Genomic DNA, 24,443 nt, shown 5'->3' with positions numbered 1-24,443 from the left:
CCCTGCGACCTTCAGTCGCGCAGGTGTTGCAGCGGCAGCTGAGTGCTGGAAAGGATCTGCTGCAGCACGAAGCTCGAGCGCACGCTGGACACCCCGTCGATGCGGGTCAGCGTACCTAGCAGCAGCTTCTGATAGTGATCCATGTCCGGCACCACCACCTTGAGCTGGTAGTCGGCATCCATCCCGGTGACCAGGCAGCACTCCAGCACCTCGGGGCACTTGCGGATCTCCTCCTGGAAATGCTCGAAGCGCTCCGGCGTATGCCGGTCCATGCCGATCAGCACGTAGGCGGTCAGGCTCAGGCCGAGTTTCTTGCGATCCAGCAGGGCGACCTGGCCGGTGATATAGCCATCGTCTTCCAACTGCTTGACCCGGCGCGAGCAGGGGGAGGGCGACAGGCCGATGCGTTCGGCGAGTTCCTGGTTGGACAGGGCAGCGTTGCGCTGCAATTCGGCGAGAATGTTCAGGTCGTAACGGTCTAGTTTGTCCATTTTTCTACTGGCTCATTATTGGATTGCGATAAATAGTGCTCCTTTAGCTGTAAATTGCGCAATCGATAAGTTTGTAAGCAATCTTAGCAATCTTATTTCGGCGCCATGGGCGTAAGCTTTCTCTCAGTTTCACGGCCCGGACGATAAGTCCTACCGGCATCGCCCAACCAGGTGAGTCGGCGCCGACGGTCCTACCGGATCGCACCGGCACCCGGGTCCGCACTGCCCAACCAGGCGGGCGACGAAAGCGGCGACAACACCGCCAGCACCGGACAGATTTCCCGAGGGGGCCGCGAGGCCCCTTTTTTATTGCCCGCTGTCTGGCAGGGGCTGGTGGGGGGATCAGTGCTTGACCACTTCCTGCGGGTCGGCATGCACCAGCACTTCGGCACGTGGGTAGCGCTCGTGGATGGCCTTCTCCACGGCTTCGCAATGCTCATGCGCCTGCGACAGGCTCATCTCGCCGGGAAGCTCCAGGTGCAGCTGGACGAACCAGCGCGTGCCGGAAACGCGGGTGCGCAGGTCATGCGCGCCGAGTACGCCGGGGACGGCGCATGCCAGTTCGTGCATCTGCGTGCTGACGTCGGCGGGCAGCTCCTCGTCCATCAGCACGGCCACCGCGCCGCGAACGATGCTGATGGCGCTCCAGAAGATGTAGAGGGCGATGCCGATGGCGAAGAGGGCGTCCATCTGCAGCCAGCCGAAGCGGGTCAGGAGCAGGGCGACGAGGATGCTGCCGTTGAGCAGGATGTCGGAGCGGTAGTGCAGGGAGTCGGCGTGGATCGCCGTGGAGCCGGTTTCGCGCACCACCTTGCGCTGAAAGGCCAGCAGGCCGATGGTCAGCGCCAGGGCCAGCAGCATCACGGCGATGCCGGCTCCTTCGGTTTCCAGTGGTTGCGGCGTCTGCAGGCGCTCGAGGCCCTGCATGCCGATGAGGATGGCGCTGACGCCAATGAACAGCGCCTGGCCGAGCCCGGCCAGAGCCTCGGCCTTGCCGTGACCGTAGCGATGGTCCTCGTCGGCAGGGCGCAGGGCGAAATGCACGGCGACCAGGTTGATCAGCGAGGCGGCGCTGTCGAGCAGCGAGTCGGTGAGGCCGGCCAGCAGGCTGACCGAGCCACTCAGCCACCAGGCGACGGCCTTGGCCAGCACCAGGGTCAGCGCCACAGCGAGCGCGGCCCGGGTGGCCAGGCGCATCAGCCTGGCATGCTGCGGATCGTGCATGGACTCAGGCCGCCGGGCGCAGGCCGTAGGCGGCCAGCTGTTCGCTGCTGCCGCTGTGCTGGATCAGGCGCGGGTCGTCCAGCGGCAGCTGGTGGCCGGTGCTGGTTTCGATCAGCGCCTTGAGCGCCAGCGGGTCGACCTGGCCGTCAGCACCGACCAGTTGCTTGAGCTGTTGCGGGTCGACCTGAGCGGTCTGCCCTTCCGGCAGATAGATGGCGCCGGTGGCGAAGTCCACGGCGAAGGCGATCAGCCCGGGGATGACGTAGAACAGGATGCCGATGGCGTTGGCGCCGGCGATCACGGGGTCGATCCTGCCCTCGATCTGGCCGCGACGATCCGGGTAGAAGATCGAGCCGCAGGCCGTCAGTTGAGCCAGCAGGGTCGCGGCGACGACGCCAGCGATGACACGGGATTTCGTGCGCATGAGCACCTCCAGAAAAAGTGGCGCAACTATAGCAGTTCGCCATTGCAAAACCGCGACGTGCACGCGGTTGCCAATGAGACCGGTCAGGGCGCCGGCGGTTCGCCATGCCGAGCTGCTCTATAATCGCCGGCTCGCTGTGGAGATATGATGAACACCCTGCCTATCGACGTCCTGTTACCTGCCTTGCGCGCGGCCCTGAGCGAACGCCACGAAGTGGTGCTGGAGGCCCCGCCCGGCGCCGGCAAGACCACCCGCGTACCCCTGGCCCTGCTCGATGCTCCCTGGTTGGCCGGGCAGACCATCGTCATGCTCGAACCGCGTCGCCTGGCCGCGCGGGCGGCTGCCGAGCGTCTGGCCAGCGAGCTGGGCGAGCGCGTCGGGGAGACGGTGGGCTATCGCATCCGCCTGGACAGCAAGGTGGGGCCGAACACCCGTATCGAGGTGGTCACCGAAGGTATTCTCGCCCGGCGTCTGCAGGACGACCCGGCGCTGGAAGGCGTCGGCCTGGTGATCTTCGACGAGTTCCACGAACGCAGCCTGGATGCCGACCTGGCCCTGGCGTTGACGCTCAACGGCCGCGCCATGTTCCGTGCGCAAGACACCGGCGAGGCGCCGCTCAAGGTGCTGCTGATGTCCGCCACGCTGGAGGGCGAGCGCCTGGCCAGCCTGCTGGGTGATGCCCCGGTGCTGCGCAGCGAAGGCCGCATGTTCCCGGTGGATATCCGCTGGGGGGCGCCGTTCCAGGCTGGCGAGTGGATCGAACCCCGGGTGTTGCAGACCGTTCAGCAGGCACTGGCCGACGAGCCCGGTAGCCTGCTGGTGTTCCTTCCCGGGCAGGCGGAGATTCGCCGGGTGGCCGAGCAACTGGGCGAGGTCCTGGCAGGGCGCGACGACATCCTGCTCTGCCCGCTGCATGGCGAGCTGGACCTCGACGCCCAGCGCGCGGCCATCGACCCGGCGCCTGCCGGCAAGCGCAAGGTGGTGCTGGCCACCAACATCGCTGAAACCAGCCTGACCATCGACGGTGTGCGCGTGGTGGTGGACGCCGGTCTGGCGCGCGTCCCACGCTTCGACCCCGCCAGCGGCATGACCCGCCTCGACACCCAGCGCATTTCCCGTGCCTCCGCCACCCAGCGTGCGGGGCGCGCAGGGCGCTTGCAGCCCGGCGTGTGCTACCGGCTGTGGTCGCAGAGCCAGCACGAACAGCTCAGCGCCTATTCCACGGCGGAAATCCTCCAGGCCGATCTCGCCGGTCTGGCCCTGCAACTGCTGCGCTGGGGCGTGACGCCACAGGAGCTGAGCTGGCTCGACATGCCACCACAGGCCACCTATGCCCAGGCGCTCGATCTGCTGGGACGGCTTGGCGCCCTGGATGCGCGCGGCGCCTTGAATGCCCACGGGCAGGCCATGGCCGAGTTGCCCAGCCACCCGCGAATCGCCCATCTGTTGCTGCGTGGCCAGGCCTTGGGGCTGGGCGCATTGGCCTGTGACCTGGCGGCGCTGCTGGCGGAACGCGACATCCTGCGCGGTGGCGGCACCGACCTGCACAGCCGCCTGGCCCTGCTCGGCGGGGAAGGCCGCGTCGCACGTAACGCACAGGGCGCCGTGCAGCGCGCCCGGCAACTGGCCCGGCAGTTCCGCGGGCAGCTCAAGGGGAAGCCGGTGACGCAGGCGGTGAGGGACCCCGATCAGCCGCGCTGGCTTGGCTGCCTGCTGGCGTTCGCTTACCCCGATCGCATCGCCCAGCAGCGGCGTGCCGGTGGCGCCGACTACCGCCTGGCCAATGGCCGCGCCGCGCAGTTCGGCGAGGCCGATGCCCTGATGAAGCACGAATGGCTGGTGGTGGCCGACCTCGGCAGCCGCCAGGGGCAGCGCGAGGAGCGCATCTACCTGGCGGCCGATCTCGACCCGGCGCTGTTCGCTGGCGAGCTGGCCGAGCAGGTCGAGGAACAGGAGGTGCTCGACTGGGACGAGCGCGAAGGTGCGCTGCGTGCCGAGCGCCAGCGCAAGGTCGGCGAGCTGGTGCTGGAGCGCCAGGCCCTGGCCTCGCTCGATGAGTCGGCGCGCTGCCGGGCGCTGGTTGGCCTGGTGCGGCGCAAGGGCCTGGAGCTGCTGCCCTGGACGCCCGAGCTGCGCCAATGGCAGGCGCGCGTGGCGCTGCTGCGCGAGCTGGACCTGCAGGCGCAGGGGCAGAGCGAATGGCCGGACCTGGCCGATGCGGCGTTGCTGGCCAGTCTCGATCAGTGGCTGACGCCGTTCCTGGGCAAGGTCAACCGACTCAGCCACTTCGCCGGCCTCGACCTGCCGGCGATCCTGCAGACGCTGCTGCCCTGGCCGCTGCCGCAACGCCTCGACGAGCTGGCACCGCGCGCGCTGAGCGTGCCGTCCGGTTCGCGCATCGCCATCGACTACACGGAAAACCCGCCGGTACTCGCGGTGCGCCTGCAGGAGCTGTTCGGCCTGGCGGCCACGCCGCGCATCGCGGGCGGTCGCCTGGGCCTCAAGTTGCACCTGCTGTCGCCGGCGCGCCGGCCGGTACAGGTGACCCAGGACCTGGCCAGCTTCTGGGCCTATACCTACCTGGACGTGAAGAAGGACCTGAAGGGGCGCTACCCGAAGCACTACTGGCCGGACGACCCGCTGATCGCCGAGCCCACGGCGCGCGCCAAGCCACGCAAGTAGGGGCGCGCCGCTCAGCCGCCTTCGTTGCGCAGCCGGGCCGCGAGGCACACCTCCAGGCCATCGGCGTGGACGATGAACTGCAGGCTGCAGCCGCAGCGTTCGGCGATGGCCTTGACGATGGACAGGCCCAGGCCGCTGCCGTCGCTGTCGGCGCTGCGCCAGAAGCGCTCGGTGACGCGTTGCAGGCGCTCGGGGGTGATGCCCGGGCCCTGGTCGCGGATGCTGAAACGCACGCGACCCTGGCCGTCGCGTGCGATGTGCAGGTCTACCTGGGTGCCTGGCCTCGTGTGCCGGCGGGCGTTCTCCAGCAGGTTGCGCAAGGCAGCGATGGCCAGGGCCGGGGGCATGGCCAGGCACTGCTCGGACAGGTCGTCGGCAACACTCAGTTCTATGGCCGCGCCCGGCTTGTGCGTCGCATCGGCGATGGCCTGCTGCGCGATTTCCAGCGGGCGGCATGGCAGGCCTTCATCGAAGGGCAGGTTGCCTTCGACCCGCGCGAGCATCAGTAGCTGTTCGAGTATGCGCTGCAGGTGATCGGCGCCTTGTTCGGCCATGGCGATGGCGATCCGTGCCGGTTCACCCTCGGTCATGGCCGCGACCTGCAGGTGGGTTTTCACCGCAGTCAGTGGGCTGCGCAGCTCGTGGGCGGCATCGTCGGTCAGGCGCCGCTCGCGCTCCAGGGTGGCGCCGATGCGCTGGAACAGCTGGTTCTGTGCCTCCACCAGCGGCGCCAGCTCGGCGGGCAGGTCGGTCAATGGCAGCGGTTCGCTGGCGTTGGCGCTGCGTCCGGCGAGCGCCGCCCGGATTCGCTCCAGCGGCGCCAGGCCCCGTCCCAGGCCGACCCAGAGCAGGGCGAGGCTGCCGAGCAGGGCGACCGCCACCGGCACCGCAGCGGCCAGCAGGATCGAGCGCTGCAGCGTGGCCCGTTCATCCAGGCGGTCGGCGGTGGTGATGCGCAGGTCATCCTGGATCAGGGTGAAGCTGCGCCACAGCTGGTCACCGATGACCTGATCGTGGAAGCCCTGCTGGCTGGCATCGAGCATGTTCTCCGGCGTCGAGTGGCTGCGTGCCAGCACCTCGCCGCGCAGCGAGCTGATCTGGCAGGCCAGGCCGTTGGGAATGCCCAGCTGCTCTGCGCTCAGGCGGGTGCTGCCGTCCTGGCTGGTGCGCGCCTGCGGCAACTGCACCAGCAGGCCGGCGACCATGCGGGCCGAGGCGGCCAGGCGTTCGTCGAGCGACTGCAGCAACTGGCTGCGCAGGTCGTAGAGCATCCAGGTGGCGGCCAGTGACCAGAGCAGCACGAAGGCGGCACCGAGGCCGAGGGTCAGACGCAGGCGCAGGCTCATCGGGGCTGTTCCTCGTGGCCGGCGGTGCCGAGCCGGTAGCCCAGGCCGCGCACGGTCTCGACGATGCCGTTGCCGAGCTTGCGGCGCAGGTGATGGATGTGCACGTTGAGGGCATTGCTCTCGACGTCATCGTCCAGGCCGTACACCGAGTCCTTGAGGTGCTCGCTGCTGAGAATCCGCCCCGGATTCTGCAGCAGCGCCTGCAACAGCGCCTGCTCGCGCCGCGACAGGTCGACGGGGACGCCGGCGAGGCTGACGGTGCAGCGGGTCGGGTCGTACTGCAGCGGGCCATGCTCGATCAGGTGCGTGGTCCTGCCGGCTGCGCGGCGCAGCAGGGCATGCAGGCGTGCGGCCAGCTCGCGCAGGTCGAAGGGCTTGGTCAGGTAGTCGTCGGCACCCGCCTGCAGGCCGGCGACACGCTCGGCCACGGCGTCGCGCGCGGTGAGGACCAGCACCGGCAGGGCCAGGCCGTCACGGCGCAGGCGGCGCAGCAGGTTCAGGCCGTCTTCGTCGGGCAGGCCGAGATCGAGGATCAGCAGGTCGAAGTGACTGTGCTGCAACAGGCTTTGCGTCGCCGCCGCGCTGGCCGTGTGGGCGACGGTGAAGCCCTGTGCCTGCAGGCCTGCGATCAGGCCACTGGCGATCAGCGAGTTGTCTTCGGTGAGGAGCACGTGCATGTTCGAAAGGGCACAAGAAGGGCGAGTCGACAGTATCGCTCATCCCGATTAAGACAGGATTATCGGCGCTGCCCCGGGCACTGTTAATCGCCTGTTAATTGCCCTCTGGCATGCTCGACGCATCCTGGATTTCAAGGTGCCCGCATGCGTGTCGTCATCCTCCTGCTGAGCCTGTTCTGTGCCTCCGTGTTCGCCGCACTGCCGTTCGACGGCCCGCGCGCGGACGAGGAATTCCTGCCTGTCGATCAGGCGTTCGTGTTCGATGTGCAGCAGCAGGACGGGGACGCGACGACACTGAGCTGGGACATCGCGCCGGGCTATTACCTGTATCGGCAGCGCCTGAAGTTCATCGGTCTGGCGGACGCGCATGCCCCTGAACTGCCCACGGGGCTGGCGCATGAGGACGAGTACTTCGGCGCCTCGCAGATCTACCGTGACCGCCTGCAACTGAGCCTGCCGGCCGAGGCCCGTGGGCGTATCGAGGTGCAGTGGCAGGGCTGTGCCGATGCCGGCCTGTGCTACCCGCCGCAGAGCCGCACCCTCGACCTTGGCGGTGGCGGCGCCATCAACGTCGCCCAGGCCGACGACCTGGCCCTGCTCGACGGCCTGCAGCAGCAGGCGCTGTGGCTGAGCATGGCGGTGTTCTTCGGCCTCGGCCTGTTGCTGGCGTTCACCCCCTGTTCGTTGCCGATGCTGCCGATTCTGGCCGGCATCGTGGTGGGCAGCCGGGCTTCGCCGGCGCGTGCTTTCGCCCTGGCAGGCAGCTATGCGCTGAGCATGGCGCTGGTCTACGCCCTGCTTGGCGTCGTCGCCGCGCTGCTCGGGGCGAACCTGCAGAGCCTGTTGCAACAGCCCTGGCTGATCGCCTCGTTCGCGGCGCTGTTCGTGGTGCTGGCGTTGCCGATGTTCGGCTTCTTCGAGCTGCAGCTGCCTGCCGCGCTACGTGACCGCCTGGAGCGGGCCGGGCGTGGGCGCGAGGGCGGCAGCCTGTTTGGCGCCGGGTTGCTCGGGGTGCTTTCCGGGCTGCTGGTCGGGCCTTGCATGACCGCGCCACTGGCGGCTGCGCTTCTGTTCATCGGGCAGAGCGGCGATCTGTTGCAGGGCGGCCTGGTGCTGTTCGCCCTCGGCCTGGGTATCGGTACGCCGCTGGTGTTGCTGGTGACGCTCGGCCAGCGTTTCCTGCCCCGTCCCGGGCCGTGGATGGAGCGGGTCAAGGCGGTGTTCGGGTTTCTTTTCCTGGGCACCGCGCTGTACCTGCTGCAACCGCTGCTGGGCGAATCCACCTGGCTGGCGCTGAGTGGTGCCTGGCTGGTGCTGGCGGCCAGCAGCCTGTTGCACCTGGCAGGGCAGCTGCAGCGGCAGCGTGCGCTGGCCCACGCCGGCGCCGCGCTGCTGGGCCTGTGGGGCGTGGCGATGGTGCTCGGGGCGGCGGGCGGTGGGCATGACCCGATGCGGCCGCTGGGGGTGTTCAGCGCCGTGGCGGCGCCGCAGACCGAGGCGCGCAGCGCGGGTTTCGTCGATGTGCGCGAGCCCGAGCATCTGCAGCGCGAACTGGAGGCGGCGAAGGCCAGTGGGCAGTGGGTGCTGGTGGACTACTACGCCGACTGGTGCGTGTCGTGCAAGGTCATGGAGCGCGAGGTCTTCGGCAATGCCGAGGTTCAGGCGCGCCTGGCGCAGGCGCGTAAACTGCGGCTGGACGTCACCGCGCCGGGCGCCGCGAGCAATCAGCTGCTCGGCCGCTATCGCGTGCTGGGGCCGCCGACGCTGCTGCTGATCGACCCGGACGGCGCGGAGCGACGCCAGCAGCGCATCACCGGCGAGGTCGATGCCCGGCAGTTCATCCAGGTATGGGACAGTGCGATGGAGCGTGGCTGATGTTGACGATGGATCTAGGACCGCTGGCGCTCGGCGTCGGCCATGTGTTGCTGCTGGTCAGCCTGCTGCTGGCCACGCTGGTCGGCTGGTGGCTGGGGCGCAAGCGCCAGGTCAACCCGGAGGCGCTGATCTTCCGTTTGTTGCTGGCGGCCCTGCTGGGCGCACGCCTGGCGTTCGTCGCCCTGTATGCCGGGCACTACCGGGATGCGCCCTGGCGGGTGATCGATATCCGCGACGGCGGCTTCATCGCCTGGGGCGGTCTGCTGGCCGCCGCCCTGCTCGGGGGCTGGTACCTGTGGCGCCGGCCCGAGCTGCGCACCGCGCTGGGCGCCGGCATGGCCACCGGGCTGCTGGTGTGGGGCATGGGCAGCCTGGTGCTGCATACCCTGGAGCGCGGCACCCGTCTGCCGGACCTGGCTCTGCGCGATGTCCAGGGCCGCTCGGTGATGCTGCGCGAGCATCTGGGGCAGCCAATGGTGATCAATCTCTGGGCCACCTGGTGCCCGCCCTGCCGCCGCGAGATGCCGGTGCTGGCCGAAGCGCAGCGCCTGTATCCGCAGGTGACCTTCATGTTCGCCAACCAGGGCGAGGGTGCTGGTGAGGTCCGCACCTTTCTCGCCAGCCAGACGCTGCAACTGGACAACGTGCTGCTCGACAGCAGTGGGCGCCTGGGGCAACTGGTCGGTTCGCGAGCGTTGCCCACCACCCTGTTCTACGACGCCGAGGGCCGCCAGGTCGGCAGCCATCTCGGCGAACTGTCCAGCGCCAGCCTGGCGCGGGCACTGGAAACCCTGAAAACGGACGAATGATCATGCAACCAATCAAGTCTCTAGTTCTGCTCGCCACGCTGCTGGCGCCGTTGGCGCAGGCCGCCGAGCTGCCTGCCGCGATCAAGGCTGTCGAAGGCCGTGGGGCCAAGGTGGTCGGCACCTTCGAGGCCCCCGGCGGGCTGCAGGGTTATGCCGCCCGCTACAACGGCCAGGGGCTGGCGCTGTACCTGACGCCGGATGGCGAGCACGTGCTGATCGGCACGCTGCTCGATGCCAAGGGCGCAGACCTGACGGCGGAGCCGCTGGAGCGCCTGGTCTACAAGCCGCTGGGCGAGGAAATGTGGCAGCGCTTGCAGAGCAGCACCTGGATCGCCGATGGCGACGACAAGGCCAGCCGGGTGGTCTACGTTTTCTCCGACCCCAACTGCCCGTACTGCAACCTGTTCTGGCGCCAGGCGCGGCCCTGGGTCGAGGCCGGGCGGGTGCAGTTGCGCCATGTCATGGTCGGCATGCTGCGTGCCGACAGTCCGGGCAAGGCCGCAGCGCTGCTCGCGGCGCAGGATCCGCGTCAGGCGCTCGGCGAGCATGAGGCGGCCGGGCGCGAGAGCAAGCTGCAGGCAGTGGCGAAGATTCCCGGCACGATCGCGGCCCAGCTCGACGCCAACCTGGCGCTGATGGGCGAGATGGGCGGCGAGGCGACGCCGGCCATCTACTACCTCGACGAGCGGGGCCGCCTGCAGCAGCACAAGGGGGCACCACGCCCGGACAGCCTGGAAGCCATCATGGGCTCGGCGAAACCCTGAGGCATGCGGGCAGTGGCCGCTGTCAACGGCACAGCAGGCCACCCAGCTCGCTCGGCACGCGGCCGGTCCAGCGCTTGAACGAGCGGCGGAAGTTGGTGATGTCGTTGAAGCCCAGGCGCTGCGCCACCTCGTCGTTGCTGCAGCCCTTGACCTGGTAGAGGTACAGCGCCAGTTCGCAGCGGGCCCGGTCGAGCCGTTCCTGGAAATGACTGCCGTGCTTGCTCAGCTTGCGCTTGAGGGTCGCCGGGCTGGTGGCGAAGGCCTCGGCCACTCGCTCCAGGCTCAGCGGCTGGTGGATATGGGCGCTGAGGTGGGTGTGCAACTCGTCGAGCAGGCTGCCCTGCCAGCCCCATTGCGCGAGCTGCTGGTCGCACTGCTGGCGGGCGATGTGCGCGCCGGTGGCACCGGCGTGCGGCCAGGGGCGCAGCAGGTATTCGCGGGGCAGGCTCATCACCGTCGATGGGCGATCGAAGCTCAGCTCGTCGCTGAGATGCACCCAGTACTGCTCGACATGGCGTGGTTCGGCGTAGGCGAACTGCAGGCGCCAGGGCAGGCGTTCGTGTTGCTGGCGGCGGGCCAGGGCGACCACCGCGGTCATGCTCGCCTCCAGCAGAAAGGGCAGCTGCTCGGCGGCGCCGCAGCTGTCGCGCCAGTACAGGTGCAGGTACTGCTCGTCGAGGTGCAGCACCGGCGTCAGCAGGGGCGAGAGCAGGGCACGGTAGCGGCCGAGGTCCTGCAGCGCCTGCAGCAGGTTGTCGGCCTGCTCCAGCAACTGGCTGGCGGCGCCATAGTGGCCGGGCCACAGGCGCTGGCCGAACAGGAAGCTGCTGTCCGGCGCGTCCAGCAGGCGCCTGGCGTTGGCGATCAGGCGCAGGAACTGCGCGGGGCTGACCCGTGCCCGGCCGGTGACGATGTCCTCGTAGAACAGCTCGCAGCCCCGCAGCAGGTGATGGCTATCGATGCCCCGTGAACGTGCCAGGTCGATCAGCACGGCGGGCAGGTCATGAGCGGCGATGAAGCGACTGTCGCACTCGTAGCCCATGGCGCTCACGCACTGTGTGCCAGACGCGGCTTGGCCCGCGCCAGCGTCAGGTTGAGGCGCTTGAGCAGCTGCTCCTCGTCATCGTCGAGGGCCATGACCGCGGCCACGGTGGCCCGCAGTTGCAGGCGTTCGCCATGGTGCTGGCTGCGATGGGCGAGGCTGGCGATGCTCTGGCGCAGCTCGGCGGCGATGCTCAGTGCCTGCTGTTCGCCGGTGTTCGGCAGCACGGCGACGAAACGGTCGCCGGCCAGGCGGCAGAGCATGTCCTGCTGGCGCAGGTTGAACAGCAGCAACTGGGCCACCACCTGCAGCACCTGGTCGCCTTCGGCCTGGCCGTAGCGCTGGTTGAGCAGGCTGAAGTCGTCGAGGTCGATGGCCACCAGCGACAGCGGCTGATGCTCCGCGCGCGCCTGTTGCAGCGCCTGCTGCAGATGCTGGCGCAGGTACTGGGCGCCGGACAGCGGGGTGAGCTTGTCGAACAGGCGATGGTCGCGCTGCAGGTGTTCGCGCTTGCGCATCTGCGCGCTGATGGCGCGCTGTTCCTGCTGCAGGTGGTACATGCCGAGCGTCAGCAGCAGCATGCCGAGCGGCATCGGCGCGGTCTCCAGCCAGTTGTCCCAGACCGTCTCCTGCGGCAGGCGGATGAACTCGTCGAGGCTGTCCATCCACATCGAGAAGGCGATGCAGCACAGGCCCAGCGACAGCAGGCGGGTGACCCAGCCGGCCGGGCGGCCACTCAGCAGCATGATCAGCCAGCCGCAGAGGATCAGGCAGGTGCCGCCTTCGCCTGCCACGTCCATCCAGTTGATCTCGGCCCAGGACTTGATCTCGCCCGCACCGAGGTAGAGCAGCAGCCCGGCGTTGGCCGCCAGCAGCAGGCCGGCCAGGGTCAGGCCATGCAGTTTCAGCAGTGCTTTCATGGTTGATTCTCCCGGCAATGTCCGTCCGTGGCCGAGCATGCCGGAGGCAGGTCTCATTTCGATGACAGTCATTTGTCCCTCGCGCTGCAGGGCAGGCCGTCCGGGCCGGCGTTCCGGGTGCAGTAGCGCTCGGTCGGGGTAGCCAGGTCGGGCTCGTGCAGGGTCTTGTGGCCGCTGGCGTCGCGCTGGATGTCGAAGGCGTCGTAGAGCCGGTCGTCGGCGCTGTAGGCCCTGACGCTGAGGCGGTTCTGCGCCACGCTGATGGTCTGGTACAGCTGGGTGTCCTCGGCGCTGCGGTCCGGCTGGCTGTGGGCGCGATCGTTGAGGCCGTACATCTTCGAGCCGGTCACCGAGACCATGTACACCGGGCCGATGGCCTGCTGGTTGCGCAGGGCCTGGCGCGTGGCGGCGCGGCCGGCGACATGGGTCAGGCGGCTGTAGCAGTGGTCGTGGCCCTGCAGCACCAGATCGACGCCATGGCGTTCGAACAGGGGCTGCCAGGCGGCCTTGAGTGGTTCGCTGTCCTCGGGGCGGGCGCAGGTGTAGATCGGTTGGTGCATGACCACGATGTTCCAGCGCGCCTGGCTGCTCTGCAGTGCGTTCTCCAACCAGCGGGTCTGGGCCTCCAGGGTGCCGAGGTCGAGTGCCGAGGTGCCGTCCAGCACCACGAAGCGTACGCCCTGGTAGTCGCTGACGTAGCTGGTCTCGGTCACGCCCTCGGCGCCGTTGCGTGGCAGGGCGAACTGGGCAGGGAAGTGCGCGCCGAGCGTGCGACTCTCGCTGCCGTCGGGCAGCAGGTCGTCGAGGTATTCGTGATTGCCGACGGCGACCAGTTGTGGGATGGCGGCGTAGGCCCAACTACCCGCCTGGTTCCACTCGCCCCATTCGTCGTCATGGGCGAGATCGTCGCGCGAGGCCACCAGGTCACCGGCATGCACCACCAGCGCCGGGCGGGCGACGCTGCGCAGGGCCTGGCGAATGCTGCGCGAGGCGACCTCGAGGATGCCGTTCTGGGTATCGCCCAGGTAGATGAAGCTGAAGGGAGCGAAGGTGCGGCTGGCGGTGCGGAACTGATGCCACTCGCTCCAGCCCGCGCTGCCTTGCACCCGGTAGGCATAGGCGGTATCCGGGCTCAGGCCGTCCAGACGTACCTGATGGTAGAGGGACGGGCCGTTCTCGGCGTCCAGGCGGCGACTGCTGCCACTGAGCTGGCGGGCCTTGGCCACCACCTGCGGGCCGGCCAGGGCCGGACCGAACTCGAGCACGGCTCTGTCCTGGCGCAGGTCGGTACGAAAGCTCACGGCCATCTGCGTGGCCGCGTCGGCGCCGGGCGTCAGCACGATGCGGTCCGCCAGGTTGCCGGCGGCATAGGGTTGGCCTGGCGAGCGTGGCAGCGGCGGCTCGGCGTGGGTCAGGGGGCTGCTCAGGGCAGTGGCCAGCAGCGTGGCCAGCAGCAGGGGGCGATGCATGTGCGGTTTCCTTGGCTGATCCGGAAGTGCGTTCGGCGCCAAGGAAACAAAGGCGCATGACGGTTCGGTTACCGCGCCGGGGGTCGATTCGGCTCAGGTGAAAGGTGCCGTGCAGGGCGATTTTTTCAGCCTGGATTAAGCCGGTGCGGGTTCGTGGGCGCAGTGGTGCCGCTGTCCACCCGGCGCTGGCCGCTCCGATTCCCGCGCAGAGCCTCGGTCAACGCGGCATGGCCGGGTCATTTCAGCTCAGAACCCCGGTGAAACCGCCACGAAACAGGCTTTCAGGGCCTGCTCCGGCAGGGGCTGTCACGCAAGTGCCACAAAGCATTCCTAGCTTTCGCTGCCATCGCCTGGTGTCGCCAGGGGCCATTGAAACGAGGGATTCAAGGTGGCAAAGCCATTTCGTCATATCCGCACAGCGGGATTCAACGTCAGCCTGCTGGCCATCGCCATCAGCGCCGCACCGGTCTGGGCCGAGGAGGCGGTCGAGCGCGTCGAGGTGATCGGCCAGGCGGCGAGCATCGACAAGGCGCTGCAGGAACAGAAGAGCGCCGACAGCATCAAGAGCGTGGTGCATGCTGACGGCGTCGGCCAGTTGCCCGACGACAACGCGGCCGAGGCCCTGCAACGCATTCCGGGGCTGTCGGTGGAGCGCGACCAGGGCGAGGGGCGTTTCGTCAGCGTGCGCGGCATCGCCCCGGACCTCAACAGCGTGACCATCAACGGCACCCTGGTGCCGGCCCCGGAGGGCGACCGCCGTGCGGTGGCGCTGGACGTGTTGCCGGCGGAGCTGGTGCAGTCGCTGTCGGTGGTCAAGAGCCTGACGCCGGACATGGACGCCAACTCCCTGGGCGGCACCATCGAGGTGGAGAGCCTCTCGGCCTTCGACCATGACGGCCTGTTCTACACCCTCTCCGGCGAGGCCAGCCACGACACCAACGTGGACAAGACCAGCCCCAAGTTCTCCGGCGCCATCAGCGATCGTTTCAGCCTGGGTGAGGGCACCGACAACTTTGGCGTGGCCGCGGCATTCAGCTGGCAGAAGCGCAAGTTCGGCTCGGAGAACGTGGAGACCGGCGGCGCCTGGGATTTCGACGATGGTGCGCGGCTGGAGGAGGTCGAGCAGCGTGACTACCAGATCACCCGTGAGCGCACCGGCTTCGGCCTGAACTTCGACTATCAGCCGGACGACTATTCCAACTATTACCTGCGCACCCTGTACAGCAAGTTCAAGGACACCGAGACGCGCAATGCCGCCGGCATCGAGTTCGACGATGCGCAGCTGTCCGGTGAGCGCGGCGATGGCGAAGGCTGGCGCGAGCTGAAGTCGCGTGAAGACACCCAGGAAATCCAGTCCTACGTGTTCGGCGGCGAGCGCATGATCGACCTGTGGACCATCAGCGGCCAGGCCGGCTACAGCCAGTCCACCGAGAAGGACCCGGGCGGCATCGCCGGCGCCAAGTTCGTCGGCGACTTCACCGGCATCGGTTTCGATGGCACGCGCAAGCCGCACCTCGTTGCCGGCGGCGCGTTCTACGATCCGACCGCTTTCGAACTCGACGAGGTGGAGTGGGAGAAGGTCAGCGGCAAGGACAAGGAAAAGAACATCCGCCTCGACCTGGCCCGTGACTACGACCTGGCCGGCAACGCCGCGCAGGTGAAGTTCGGCGGCAAGCTCAGCCGACGCGACAAGACCAGCGATACCGAGGTCTGGGTCTACGACGATTTCACCGGCGTCGGGCTCGACGGCTTGCAGAGCGGCAGCGTCGACTACTCGCTGGGCCGCTTCGGCGACGGCATCAGCGCCGGCGCCATCAAGAACCTGATCGGCGGGCTGGATCGCAGCCAGTTCTACGACGAGGAGAACTCGCGCATCAACGACTTCGACATGCGCGAGGACATCAACGCGGCCTACCTGATGAACACCCTGGATGTGGACGACTGGCGCTTCATCGCCGGCCTGCGCTACGAGGGCACCGAGTTCGAGGCCAAGGGCACCGGCCTGCGCGATGGCGTGTACGAGGACAGCCAGAGCCGCAACCGCTACGACCACTGGCTGCCGGGCCTGCATGCGCGCTACCAGCTGTCGCCGTCCACCGCGATCCGCGCCGCCTGGACCAACAGCGTGGTGCGCCCGACCTTCGGCCAGCTGGCGCCGGGCTTCGCCATCGACGGCGCGGACGCCTCCTTCGGCAATCCCGATCTCAAGCCGCTGGAGTCGATGAACCTCGACCTCGGCATCGAGCATTACATGGGCCGTGCCGGTGTGGTCTCGGGCTTCCTGTTCTACAAGGACATCGACAACTTCATCTACAACACCGACCTGGCCGGCAGCGGCGAGTGGATCGGCTTCGACGAGGCGCTGACCTTCGACAACGGCAGCAGCGCCAAGCTGTATGGCGTCGAACTGGCCTACTCGCAGAAGTTCGACTGGCTGCCGGCGCCGTGGAACGGCCTGCTGCTGGGCGCCAACCTGACCCTCAGCCAGTCCGACGCGAGCATCGAAGGCCAGGGCACCAAGCGCTCCATCGACCTGCCCAACCAGTCCGACACCGTCGGCAACTTCATGCTCGGCTGGGAGGACGAGCGCTTCAACCTGCGCCTGGCCGCCAACTACAAGTCCAGCTACCTGTACGAGATCGGTGCGGTGGAGGACAAGCGCCATGACCTGTACGTCGACGATCAGGTGTTCGTCGACATCAAGGCCGGCTACTTCATCACCCCCGAACTGCAGCTGACGCTCGAGGCGCAGAACATCACCGACGAGTCCTACTACGTCTACACCGGCAGCCGCCGCTACAACGCCCAGTACGAGGAGTACGGCCCGACCTACAAGATCGGCCTGACCCTGACCCATTTCTGAGCGCTGCGTGTTTCAGGGTGGACAACGCGTTCTCGTCCACCGGAAGGCGCTCGCCACACCGACATCTTCAATGGCCTGGCCCGTCGCCACTCGGCGGCAGCGGGCCGGGCCACCGTTACCAGGAACTCTTCATGCGTTTTTCCAACCTGTCCCTGCTGGGGCTCTGCATCACCCTGGCCGCGTGCCAGAGCCATGAGCCGCAAGAGGCCGTCTCGGCCGCGCCTAACGTCGTGCTCAGCGACGCGCTGATCGCCAGCGAAAACACCCAGTGGCTGGCGCCGCTGCCCTTTCTGCCGGGGGCCGAGCGCCTGCAGGTCGGCGCCCGCAGCCTGCAGGTCGTCGATGCCGATGGCCAGGTGCTGAGCGAACTGGCGGGGCGTTTCGCTACCCTCGACCAGCGTGCCGACGAGCGTGGCGTGCTGGTCGCCACGCTCGACAAGCGGCGTCAGCAGGCCCTGCTGGTGCGCCTCGACGAAACGCAGCAGTGGAGCGCGCCGCACTACCTGCCGAAGACCCGCTTCGCCATCGAAGGGCTGTGCCTGTATCGCGATGAAGCGCGCAACGACTTCCTCTTCCTGGTCGGCGAGGAGGGCATCGGCGAACAGTGGCTGGTGGCCGAGCACGGCCGGCCGCTGGCGCAGGCACAGCGGGTGCGGGCGCTGAGCCTGCCGCCGCAGAGCAGCTTCTGTCAGGTCGATGACAGCTCCGCCAGTCTCTACGTCAACGAGGAAGGCGTGGGCCTATGGCGCTACGCCGCCGCTGCCGAGGCGCCGCTGCTGCGTGAGCCGGTGGAGCTGGTCGCGCCCTTCGGCGAGCTGCAGGACGCCGGCGGCATGGCGGTGCTGCCCGATGCCCTGCTGCTGCTGGATCCGGCCGCCGCCAACCTGCATCTGTTCCAGCGCCACGCCGCACAGTGGCAGCGTGCCGCTGTACTGAACCTGGCCGGGCTGGACGAGCCGGAGCAGGTCAGTGCCCGGCGCACGGCGCAGGGGCTCGAGCTGCTGCTGGTGGCCGACGATGGCGCCCGTCGCGCCGCGCTGAACTGGCAGCCCGAGAGCGCTGAAGCGCCACCGGCGGTGCCGGTGGTCACCCCCCTGGTGCAGAGCGAGGTCGCGCCGAGCCTGGGCGATGCGGCGGACGACCCGGCGATCTGGGTCAATCACGCACAGCCCGAGCGCAGCCGTGTGCTGGGCACCGACAAGCAGGGCGGTCTGCTGGTCTATGACCTGGCCGGCAGGCAACTGCAGGACCTGCGCGTCGGCCGGCTGAACAACGTCGACGTGCGCAACGGCTTCCAGCTTGGCGCGCGCCGGGTCGACCTGGCGGTGGCCAGCAACCGCGATCACAACAGCCTGCAGCTGTTCGCCATCGACCCCGCCAGCGGTGAACTCGGCGAGATTGGCCAGATCCCCACGCCACTGCGGGAGATCTATGGCCTGTGTCTGTTCAAGGATCGCCAGGAGACCATTCACGCCATCGTCAACGACAAGGACGGCAGCTTCCTGCAGTACCGCCTGAGCGGTGCCGGCGGCAAGGCCAGCGGCCAACTGGTGCGCCGTTTCCGCACCGCGACCCAGCCGGAAGGCTGCGTGGCGGACGACCGCAACGAGCGCCTGTACATCGGCGAGGAGGACGTGGCGGTGTGGACGCTCGATGCCCGTGCCGACGCCCCGGCCGAGCTGGAGCAGGTCATCGCCGTGGGCGGCCCGCTCGAAGACGACATCGAGGGCTTGGCCCTCTATCAGGGGCGGCAGCGTGACTACCTGCTGATCTCCAGCCAGGGCAACGACAGCTATGTGGTGGTCGAGGCGCAGGCGCCCTACAGGCTGCGCGGCAGCCTGCGCATCGGCCTGAACGCCGAACGCGGCATCGACGGGGCTTCGGAGACCGATGGCCTGGAGGTGACTTCAGCCAACCTCGGCGGCCCCTGGAGCGCTGGTCTGCTGGTGGTGCAGGACGGCCGCAAGCGCATGCCCGAGGGTAACCAGAACTACAAGTACGTGCCCTGGACGGCGATCGCCGCCGCGCTGGGCCTGGAATGAGACGGCTGGCGTCACGCCTGTCATCCCGGTGTAACGCCAGTGTCTTGAAATGTGAGCCATGGGGCTCGAGCCATTGAAGGAAAGCATGATGCAAAACCAAGCCCATCTCGAACACATGACCGTCTGGGGGCTGGTCAGCGAGGCCAGTCTCGTCGTGCAGGCGGTGATGCTCTGCCTGGTGCTGGCCTCGCTGATCAGCTGGTACCTGATCGTCCAGCGTGGCGGTGTGCTGCGCCGCACCGAGGCGCTGGCGAAAGACTTCCTCAAGCGCTTTCGCAGCGATGAAACAGGCGCCCTGTACCGCGCAGGCGTGCAGCAGGAGCTGCCCGCCGATGCCGCCCTGCAGCGTATCTTCCTGGCGGGTTATCAGAGCTTCAGCCAGTTGCAGGCGCATGCCGGCAACAGCACGGAGACCGTGCTCGATGGCGTCGAGCGCAGCCTGGCGGTGGCGATTGCCGAGCAGGAGGAACGCCTGGAGAAGGGCCTGCCGTTCCTCGCCACGGTGGGGTCGGTGAGCCCCTACATCGGTCTGTTCGGCACCGTGTGGGGGATCATGAATTCCTTCCTCGGCCTGTCCCAGGTGCAGCAGGCCACGCTGTCGACGGTGGCGCCGGGCATTGCCGAAGCGCTGATCGCCACGGCCATCGGCCTGTTTGCGGCGATTCCGGCGGTGATGGCCTACAACCGCTTCTCGGCGCGCAGCCAGACCCTGATCGCGCGTTACTACGCCTTCGCCAACGAGCTGCAGGGCCGTCTGCACCGTCGCCTCAATGGCGTTGGTGCGGGCATGGCCGCTGCCGCTTGAGGAGGATGACGCGATGCTGGTTCGACCGACGCACAAGCATGGCCTGAAGGCCGAAATGAACGTGGTGCCCTATATCGACGTGATGCTGGTGCTGCTGGTGATCTTCATGGTGACCGCACCGATGCTGGTGCAGGGCGTGCAGATCGAACTGCCCAAGGTGGCGGCCGAAGCGCTGCCGGCACCGGGCGAGCAGCGCATCGTCACCCTGTCGGTGAAGGACGACGGCAGCTTCTACTGGAACCTGGGCAGCGAAGTGGATATCGAGTCGCAGACCGACAGTGCGCCGAGCAAGGAGGCGATGCGCGAGAAGATTGCCGCCATCGTCGCCGCCAACCCGCAGACCCAGGTCTACGTGCGCGCCGACCAGCATGCCGACTATGCGTCGGTGATCGCCGGCATCGCCGAGTTGCAGCGTGGCGGTGTCAGCCGCCTGGGCCTGATCACCGAGGCGCCCTGACATGAGCAGCCTGACCCTGGAAATGCCCGCGCCGCGTCTGGCCTGGCCGGCCTGGCGCGAGCATGGCCTCGCCATCGGTGTCGCCATCGCCCTGCATGCCGGCCTGGCCTATGTGCTGCTGCACCTGGCCCACCAGGCGCCGCTGCCGACACCGCTTGCCACGGTTCTCACCACCGAGCTGATCAGCCTGCCGGCCCCTGTGGTTCAACCGCCGGCGCCCGTCATCGCCGAACCGGCAGTGGCGCCGCCGCCGGCGGAAGCGCCGGTCGAGGCGCCAGCACCCGAACAGGCGGACCTGGCCTTCAAGAGGGCCGAGCAGGCGCGTGAGGAACAGGCGCTGCGCTTGCAGCGTGAACGTCAGCAGCGGCGTGCCGAGGCGCAGCGCCAGGAGCGTCTGGCGCGCGAAGAGGCGGAGCGTCAGGCGCAGCTGGAAGCACAGCAGTTGGCCGAGGCCCGCCGCCTCGAAGCCGAGCGCGTGGCGGCGGCGAATGCCGCAGCCGCTGCGGCGCGCGCCGAGGCGCAGGCGGCCAGCCGCCAGTACCTGCCCATCGCCAAGCAGGCGCCGGACTATCCGGCCAAGGCGCTGGAACGCAAGATCGAGGGTGAATGCACGGTGGCCTATACGGTGAACGCTGCCGGGCGCGTGGAAGACCCGCAGGTAATCGGCAATTGCCATCCGTTCTTCGTCAAACCGTCACTGGCCGCGGCCAGGACCTTTCGCTACCAACCGCGCGTGGTCAACGGTCAGGCGGTGGCGGTGGCCAACGTGAAGAACACCTTCAGCTACCGCATCGAATAGGGGCCGGGCGACTCAGGGCAGTTGCAGGTCTTCGCCGCTGGCCTGAAGGCGCTGGTAGGCATGGTCGAGCGCGTCGCGCAGTTGTACGGCATTCGCCGCGTGGCGGGAGACGATCAGCTTGAGCTGCAGGCGCTGCACCTCGATGAACGGCAGGTCGCCGATGCCGAGGCTGCGCCGGGCCTGCTCCACCGGCATCTGGTAGTCGAGCAGGAGGTCACCACGTCGGCGCAGCAGCATCTCAAGTGCCGCGGTGTGCCGCGAGGTGCGATGCAGGGTGATGTGCCGCGCCGGGTCTTGCAGCCACTGGTTGATGCCCTGCCAGTAGCTGTAGCCGGTGATCAGGATCACGCCACGGCCCTGCAGGTCGTCGGGCAGCCTGGGCGGCGCGGTGCCCGGGCGGTAGTACAGGTTGAGGGCGATCTGCCCGAGCAGGTAACGGCTCTCCAGGGTGTGTTCGGCCAGTTCGGGCTTGCCCGGGGCGCCGAACCAGAGCGCGATGCTGCCGTCGATCAGGCCGTTGTACAGGCGTGCGCCGGGGTAGGAGCGGAACTCCGCCTGGTAGCCGGCCTCGTCGAGCAGGCGCGCGGTCAGTTCGAGGCCGACGCCACTGGGGTGGCCCTGGTCGTCGGTGTAGGAGTAGGGAGGGAATTCGTAGTAGCCGACATGAATGCGTCGCTCGCTGCCGGCCGCACAGGCGACCGGCAACCACAGCAGGGCGATGAGTATCAGGCAGAAGCGTCTTGGCATCGAGGTGTCGCGGCTGTTTGCCGTCTTGTCATTCTTGGGGCGGTGCCGGTCGAGCATGGACAACAGGCAGTGGCATTGTCCAGCCCTGTCGTGCCTATTCCTGGCTGGGGATGAAGAAACGTCCGATCACCGGCAGGTGGTCGGAGATGGCCAGCGTGTCGTCCTGGCGCACCTGGCTGGCCAGCGGCGTCAGGCGCGGGCTGTAGAACAGGTAGTCGAGGGTGCGATCCGGGCCGCTGGCGGCGGGGTCGTTGGGATAGTGGGTGTACCACTGCGCCTGGTCCGCGCCGCTGGCCTGCAGCAGGCTGGGGATCATCGGGTAGCGCCTGGCCAGGTCCTGCAGCTCGCTGTCGGCGGCATACCAGCTGCGCTGGTCGTCGGGCAGGTGCTCGAACTGACCTGGCGGCAGCAGGTTGAGGTCGCCACCCAGGACCCATGGCTGGCCGGCCTGCTGCAGTTGGCGCAACAGGCCATCGGTCATCTCGACCTGGCGTTGCATGGTGTCCTCGCCCTGGGCGAAGGCATCGAAATGGGTGTTGATCGCCGCCAGCTCGCCGCCACCGCGGATCGGCAGGTAGCTGACCAGCAGGGCGCGCTTGAGCTGGAAGGGGCGGCTCAGCAGGTTACTGGCGAGCATTGGCAGTTGCAGGCGTTCGGCGCGGGCGATCTGGAAGCGGCTGAGGGTGCCCAGCTTCATGCCGACGCTGCCGAGAATGCGCGGGTGCGGCACGAAGGCGGACTTCCAGTAGAACGCCTGGCTGCTGCACGGGTAGAGGTCTGCCAGACGCGCCTGCAGCAGGGCCAGCTGGTCCTGGTAGTCGGTGGCCTTGGCGTTGTCGTGCAGCTCCTGCAGCAGCACGACGTCCGGTTGCTCATCGCGCAGGATGCGCACCACCTCGTCCAGCGTCCGCACCAGGTCGGCGCTGCTCGGGCGCTCGTCCGGGCCGTCGCCGCCAGGCAGGTCGTACCAGAACACGTGGCGCTTGCCGGCCAGGTACTGCACGTTCCAGGTCATGACCTTCAGCGCCTGCCCTGGCTGCAGCTGTGCCACCTGGCCCGTGCAGGACACGTCCGCCTCCTCGCGCGCAGCGGGGTTCCAGGCCAGGACATGGACCAGGGCCAGCAGAATGACGGGCAGCAGGGCGACGAGCAACAGCAGGCGAAGCGGGCGGGGCAGAGACATGGCGGCATGAGCGACTATGCTGGAAGGAGGCGAGGATACCCGAGTGCACCGGATCGGCCCAGGCATTGCTGGGCGATTGTCGAGTATCTGCCGAGTTCGCACGGTCGTTCGGCCCCAGGGACAGATGGCATGAGCTGCAGTAGCATGCGAAAGACTGTTGTGTGGGTCGCCCTGGCGAAGGGCGGCAGTTGATATCGGTGAGCGTGGATTCCGGGAGCCGCACATGTATCGCAAGGTGTTCGCCAACAAGGTTTTCGACCGCAAGGTGGTGCTGATCACCGGCGGTTGCGCCGGCATCGGCCGCGCCCTGGCCGTGCGCCTGGCGCAGGCTGGCGCGCGCCTGGTGATTCTCGACCTGCATCAGGCGGCGCTGGATGGCCTGGTGCAGCACCTGGCCGACCATCACAACGCCGAGGCGCTGGGCCTGGTGTGTGACGTCGCCGATGCCGATGCGGTGCAGCGTGCCGTGGCCCTGGCCTGCGAGCGCTTCGGTGGCATCGACGTGCTGGTCAACAATGCTGGCATCACCCACCGCAGCACGTTCGCCGAGACCAGCCTGGACGTATTCCAGCGGGTCATGGCGGTGAACTACTTCGGCGCGTTGCACTGTACCCAGGCCGCGCTGCCCAGCCTGATCGCCCGGCGCGGGCAGATCATCGTGCTCAGTTCGCTGTCGGGCATCGCGCCGTTGCTCTATCGCAGTGCCTACAACGCCAGCAAGCATGCCCTGCACGGCCTGTTCGAGACCCTGCGCTTCGAACTCAAGGGTTCGGGCGTCAACGTCATGCTGGTATGCCCGGGCTTCACCGCGACCGACCTGCGCAAGAACGCGCTGGTCGGTGACGGCTCGGTGGCGGCGCAGCCACCGCTGGCAATGGGCAAGGTCGCTTCGCCGCAGGATGTCGCCGAGGCCATTTATCACGGTGCGCTCAAGCGCCGGCGGCTGTTGGTACTGTCCAACGTCGACTGGCGGGCGCGGGTGCTGGCGCGTTTCTTCCCGCGGCTGTTCGAGCGTGTGCTGTTGCCACGGCTTTCCGGCTTGAAGCCGCGAAGCTAGGAGGTGTCCGATGCGTGCCTGGCTGCTGCTCATCCTGCTGCTGGCCTCTGTGGTGTGCCGGGCCGAAGAGCCCCGTCCGCTGCAGGTGATGACCGATCTCTGGCCGCCGTTTCGCATGCTCAAGGAGGATGGGCAGCTGCAGGGGCTGGATATCGATCTGCTCGACGAACTCTCACGTCGCACCGGACTGCGCTTCGAGGTACATCGCGCGCCCTGGGCGAGGGGCCTGGCGGCGCTCGAACAGGGCACGGCGGACATGATGACCGGCCTGGCCAGAACGCCGGAGCGCGAACGCTACATCCAGTACCTGGATGCGCCTTACTACGCCTGCTCGCCGCGCTTCTACGCCAGCCCGGCGCTGGCCATGCGCCTCAGGGACTATGCGGCGCTGCACGAGCTGCGCATCGGCTACGTGCTGGAGTCGGTGTACTTTCAGCCATTCGACGATGACCAGGGGCTGAAGAAGGTCGGGGTCAGCAATGAAAGCCAGTTGCTGGGGATGCTGACCCGTGGCCGTATCGACGCATTGGTCGGTACCGACTGCCAGGTCGACTATGCGCTGCTCGACCCCAGGTTGGCCGGCCGCATCGTCAAGGCTGCCTATCAGCCCGAGGCGCGTACCGAACTCTACATCGGCTTCTCGCGCAAGCGCCTGGAGCGCATGCCGCAGCTGGCGGCTGCGCTCGAGAGCCTGTTGCGCGAGGGGTGGGTCGCCAATGCCGCCCTGCGCTATCAGCCGGTGGTCGCGCACCAGTAGCAGGGCATGC

At 68.1% G+C, this 24,443-nt stretch carries 21 protein-coding genes; 11 read left to right on the top strand and 10 right to left on the bottom strand.

Features of this window, described 5'->3' with window-relative positions:
- Positions 1-11 precede the first annotated feature (11 nt).
- The 3 genes from EWH21_RS20655 to EWH21_RS20645 all read right to left on the bottom strand — a co-directional run bounded on the left by EWH21_RS20655 (position 12) and on the right by EWH21_RS20645 (position 2,139).
- Positions 12-491, bottom strand: a complete 480-nt coding sequence (locus EWH21_RS20655; protein ID WP_037051675.1) for an Lrp/AsnC family transcriptional regulator — start codon at positions 489-491, stop codon at positions 12-14.
- Positions 492-833: 342 nt separating this feature from the next.
- A complete protein-coding gene (locus EWH21_RS20650) occupies positions 834-1,715 on the bottom strand; it encodes a cation diffusion facilitator family transporter (RefSeq protein ID WP_277699215.1) in 882 nt (293 codons plus the stop codon).
- A gap of 4 nt (positions 1,716-1,719) precedes the next feature.
- The gene (locus EWH21_RS20645; protein WP_047592185.1) at positions 1,720-2,139 is read right to left on the bottom strand and encodes a hypothetical protein; all 420 of its coding nucleotides are present in this window, start codon (positions 2,137-2,139) and stop codon (positions 1,720-1,722) included.
- Between the two features lie 147 nt (positions 2,140-2,286).
- Here EWH21_RS20645 and hrpB point away from each other — a divergent pair, with 147 nt between their 5' ends.
- Positions 2,287-4,821: an ATP-dependent helicase HrpB gene (gene hrpB, locus EWH21_RS20640; protein WP_277699214.1), complete on the top strand. Its 2,535-nt coding sequence runs from the start codon at positions 2,287-2,289 to the stop codon at positions 4,819-4,821.
- Positions 4,822-4,832: 11 nt separating this feature from the next.
- Here the strand turns inward: hrpB and EWH21_RS20635 are convergent, their stop codons facing one another.
- Positions 4,833-6,167: an ATP-binding protein gene (locus EWH21_RS20635; RefSeq protein WP_277699213.1), complete on the bottom strand. Its 1,335-nt coding sequence runs from the start codon at positions 6,165-6,167 to the stop codon at positions 4,833-4,835.
- A complete protein-coding gene (locus EWH21_RS20630) occupies positions 6,164-6,844 on the bottom strand; it encodes a response regulator transcription factor (RefSeq protein ID WP_047592179.1) in 681 nt (226 codons plus the stop codon). The genes EWH21_RS20635 and EWH21_RS20630 overlap by 4 nt, the downstream gene beginning before the upstream one ends.
- Before the next feature lie 144 nt (positions 6,845-6,988).
- Here EWH21_RS20630 and dsbD point away from each other — a divergent pair, with 144 nt between their 5' ends.
- The 3 genes from dsbD to dsbG are packed head-to-tail and all read left to right on the top strand — an operon-like array spanning position 6,989 to position 10,292.
- Complete coding sequence (gene dsbD, locus EWH21_RS20625) at positions 6,989-8,719, top strand: protein-disulfide reductase DsbD (protein ID WP_277699212.1); 1,731 nt, start codon at positions 6,989-6,991, stop codon at positions 8,717-8,719.
- Complete coding sequence (locus tag EWH21_RS20620; RefSeq protein ID WP_277699211.1) at positions 8,719-9,528, top strand: TlpA disulfide reductase family protein; 810 nt, start codon at positions 8,719-8,721, stop codon at positions 9,526-9,528. The genes dsbD and EWH21_RS20620 overlap by 1 nt, the downstream gene beginning before the upstream one ends.
- The gene (gene dsbG, locus EWH21_RS20615; RefSeq protein WP_172979182.1) at positions 9,525-10,292 is read left to right on the top strand and encodes a thiol:disulfide interchange protein DsbG; all 768 of its coding nucleotides are present in this window, start codon (positions 9,525-9,527) and stop codon (positions 10,290-10,292) included. Before EWH21_RS20620 ends, dsbG begins: the two co-directional genes overlap by 4 nt.
- A gap of 22 nt (positions 10,293-10,314) precedes the next feature.
- On the opposite strand, the gene EWH21_RS20610 is transcribed toward dsbG, so the two are convergent.
- The 3 genes from EWH21_RS20610 to EWH21_RS20600 all read right to left on the bottom strand — a co-directional run bounded on the left by EWH21_RS20610 (position 10,315) and on the right by EWH21_RS20600 (position 13,723).
- Positions 10,315-11,334, bottom strand: coding sequence for an AraC family transcriptional regulator ligand-binding domain-containing protein (locus EWH21_RS20610; protein WP_277700638.1), 1,020 nt, complete (start codon positions 11,332-11,334; stop codon positions 10,315-10,317).
- Positions 11,335-11,339: 5 nt separating this feature from the next.
- Positions 11,340-12,254: a GGDEF domain-containing protein gene (locus EWH21_RS20605; RefSeq protein WP_277699210.1), complete on the bottom strand. Its 915-nt coding sequence runs from the start codon at positions 12,252-12,254 to the stop codon at positions 11,340-11,342.
- A 68-nt stretch (positions 12,255-12,322) separates the two neighbouring features.
- Positions 12,323-13,723, bottom strand: a complete 1,401-nt coding sequence (locus tag EWH21_RS20600; protein WP_277699209.1) for a metallophosphoesterase family protein — start codon at positions 13,721-13,723, stop codon at positions 12,323-12,325.
- Positions 13,724-14,111: 388 nt separating this feature from the next.
- On the opposite strand from EWH21_RS20600, the gene EWH21_RS20595 reads away from it, so the two are divergent.
- The 5 genes from EWH21_RS20595 to EWH21_RS20575 all read left to right on the top strand — a co-directional run bounded on the left by EWH21_RS20595 (position 14,112) and on the right by EWH21_RS20575 (position 20,689).
- Entirely contained in the window at positions 14,112-16,586 is a 2,475-nt protein-coding gene (locus EWH21_RS20595) for a TonB-dependent receptor (RefSeq protein WP_277699208.1), read from the top strand.
- Positions 16,587-16,717: 131 nt separating this feature from the next.
- Complete coding sequence (locus tag EWH21_RS20590) at positions 16,718-18,628, top strand: phytase (RefSeq protein ID WP_277699207.1); 1,911 nt, start codon at positions 16,718-16,720, stop codon at positions 18,626-18,628.
- An 88-nt stretch (positions 18,629-18,716) separates the two neighbouring features.
- On the top strand, positions 18,717-19,433 hold the full coding sequence (gene tolQ, locus EWH21_RS20585; protein WP_037051699.1) for a protein TolQ: 717 nt from the start codon (positions 18,717-18,719) through the stop codon (positions 19,431-19,433).
- Between the two features lie 13 nt (positions 19,434-19,446).
- Positions 19,447-19,890: a protein TolR gene (tolR, locus tag EWH21_RS20580; protein WP_047591128.1), complete on the top strand. Its 444-nt coding sequence runs from the start codon at positions 19,447-19,449 to the stop codon at positions 19,888-19,890.
- A gap of 1 nt (position 19,891) precedes the next feature.
- Entirely contained in the window at positions 19,892-20,689 is a 798-nt protein-coding gene (locus EWH21_RS20575; RefSeq protein ID WP_277699206.1) for an energy transducer TonB, read from the top strand.
- 12 nt (positions 20,690-20,701) lie between these two features.
- Here the strand turns inward: EWH21_RS20575 and EWH21_RS20570 are convergent, their stop codons facing one another.
- Positions 20,702-21,436: a transporter substrate-binding domain-containing protein gene (locus tag EWH21_RS20570; RefSeq protein ID WP_277699205.1), complete on the bottom strand. Its 735-nt coding sequence runs from the start codon at positions 21,434-21,436 to the stop codon at positions 20,702-20,704.
- A gap of 94 nt (positions 21,437-21,530) precedes the next feature.
- Positions 21,531-22,619, bottom strand: a complete 1,089-nt coding sequence (locus EWH21_RS20565) for an endonuclease/exonuclease/phosphatase family protein (RefSeq protein WP_152489602.1) — start codon at positions 22,617-22,619, stop codon at positions 21,531-21,533.
- Positions 22,620-22,842: 223 nt separating this feature from the next.
- On the opposite strand from EWH21_RS20565, the gene EWH21_RS20560 reads away from it, so the two are divergent.
- Together EWH21_RS20560 and EWH21_RS20555 are read left to right on the top strand one after the other, a co-directional pair.
- The gene (locus EWH21_RS20560; protein ID WP_037051716.1) at positions 22,843-23,676 is read left to right on the top strand and encodes an SDR family oxidoreductase; all 834 of its coding nucleotides are present in this window, start codon (positions 22,843-22,845) and stop codon (positions 23,674-23,676) included.
- A 10-nt stretch (positions 23,677-23,686) separates the two neighbouring features.
- A complete protein-coding gene (locus EWH21_RS20555) occupies positions 23,687-24,433 on the top strand; it encodes a transporter substrate-binding domain-containing protein (protein ID WP_152489601.1) in 747 nt (248 codons plus the stop codon).
- The last annotated feature ends 10 nt before the right edge of the window (positions 24,434-24,443 follow it).

It is taken from the genome of Pseudomonas sp. REST10, assembly GCF_029542605.1.
Classification (GTDB): domain Bacteria; phylum Pseudomonadota; class Gammaproteobacteria; order Pseudomonadales; family Pseudomonadaceae; genus Aquipseudomonas; species Aquipseudomonas khazarica.
The sequence above is the reverse complement of the archived record's forward strand: the minus strand, read 5'-3'. Positions and strand labels throughout refer to the sequence as shown.

Bases quoted from the DNA above. Each gene is read 5' to 3' on its own strand.
- EWH21_RS20620 (WP_277699211.1), top strand. From the start codon at position 8,719: ATGTTGACGATGGATCTAGGACCGCTGGCGCTCGGCGTCGGCCATGTG.
- tolQ (WP_037051699.1), top strand. From the start codon at position 18,717: ATGCAAAACCAAGCCCATCTCGAACACATGACCGTCTGGGGGCTGGTC.
- EWH21_RS20645 (WP_047592185.1), bottom strand. From the start codon at position 2,139: ATGCGCACGAAATCCCGTGTCATCGCTGGCGTCGTCGCCGCGACCCTG.
- EWH21_RS20565 (WP_152489602.1), bottom strand. From the start codon at position 22,619: ATGTCTCTGCCCCGCCCGCTTCGCCTGCTGTTGCTCGTCGCCCTGCTG.
- EWH21_RS20650 (WP_277699215.1), bottom strand. From the start codon at position 1,715: ATGCACGATCCGCAGCATGCCAGGCTGATGCGCCTGGCCACCCGGGCC.
- EWH21_RS20635 (WP_277699213.1), bottom strand. From the start codon at position 6,167: ATGAGCCTGCGCCTGCGTCTGACCCTCGGCCTCGGTGCCGCCTTCGTG.
- EWH21_RS20575 (WP_277699206.1), top strand. From the start codon at position 19,892: ATGAGCAGCCTGACCCTGGAAATGCCCGCGCCGCGTCTGGCCTGGCCG.
- EWH21_RS20590 (WP_277699207.1), top strand. From the start codon at position 16,718: ATGCGTTTTTCCAACCTGTCCCTGCTGGGGCTCTGCATCACCCTGGCC.
- tolR (WP_047591128.1), top strand. From the start codon at position 19,447: ATGCTGGTTCGACCGACGCACAAGCATGGCCTGAAGGCCGAAATGAAC.
- dsbG (WP_172979182.1), top strand. From the start codon at position 9,525: ATGATCATGCAACCAATCAAGTCTCTAGTTCTGCTCGCCACGCTGCTG.
- EWH21_RS20655 (WP_037051675.1), bottom strand. From the start codon at position 491: ATGGACAAACTAGACCGTTACGACCTGAACATTCTCGCCGAATTGCAG.
- EWH21_RS20560 (WP_037051716.1), top strand. From the start codon at position 22,843: ATGTATCGCAAGGTGTTCGCCAACAAGGTTTTCGACCGCAAGGTGGTG.
- EWH21_RS20570 (WP_277699205.1), bottom strand. From the start codon at position 21,436: ATGCCAAGACGCTTCTGCCTGATACTCATCGCCCTGCTGTGGTTGCCG.
- EWH21_RS20600 (WP_277699209.1), bottom strand. From the start codon at position 13,723: ATGCATCGCCCCCTGCTGCTGGCCACGCTGCTGGCCACTGCCCTGAGC.
- EWH21_RS20605 (WP_277699210.1), bottom strand. From the start codon at position 12,254: ATGAAAGCACTGCTGAAACTGCATGGCCTGACCCTGGCCGGCCTGCTG.
- dsbD (WP_277699212.1), top strand. From the start codon at position 6,989: ATGCGTGTCGTCATCCTCCTGCTGAGCCTGTTCTGTGCCTCCGTGTTC.
- EWH21_RS20555 (WP_152489601.1), top strand. From the start codon at position 23,687: ATGCGTGCCTGGCTGCTGCTCATCCTGCTGCTGGCCTCTGTGGTGTGC.
- EWH21_RS20630 (WP_047592179.1), bottom strand. From the start codon at position 6,844: ATGCACGTGCTCCTCACCGAAGACAACTCGCTGATCGCCAGTGGCCTG.
- EWH21_RS20610 (WP_277700638.1), bottom strand. From the start codon at position 11,334: ATGGGCTACGAGTGCGACAGTCGCTTCATCGCCGCTCATGACCTGCCC.
- hrpB (WP_277699214.1), top strand. From the start codon at position 2,287: ATGAACACCCTGCCTATCGACGTCCTGTTACCTGCCTTGCGCGCGGCC.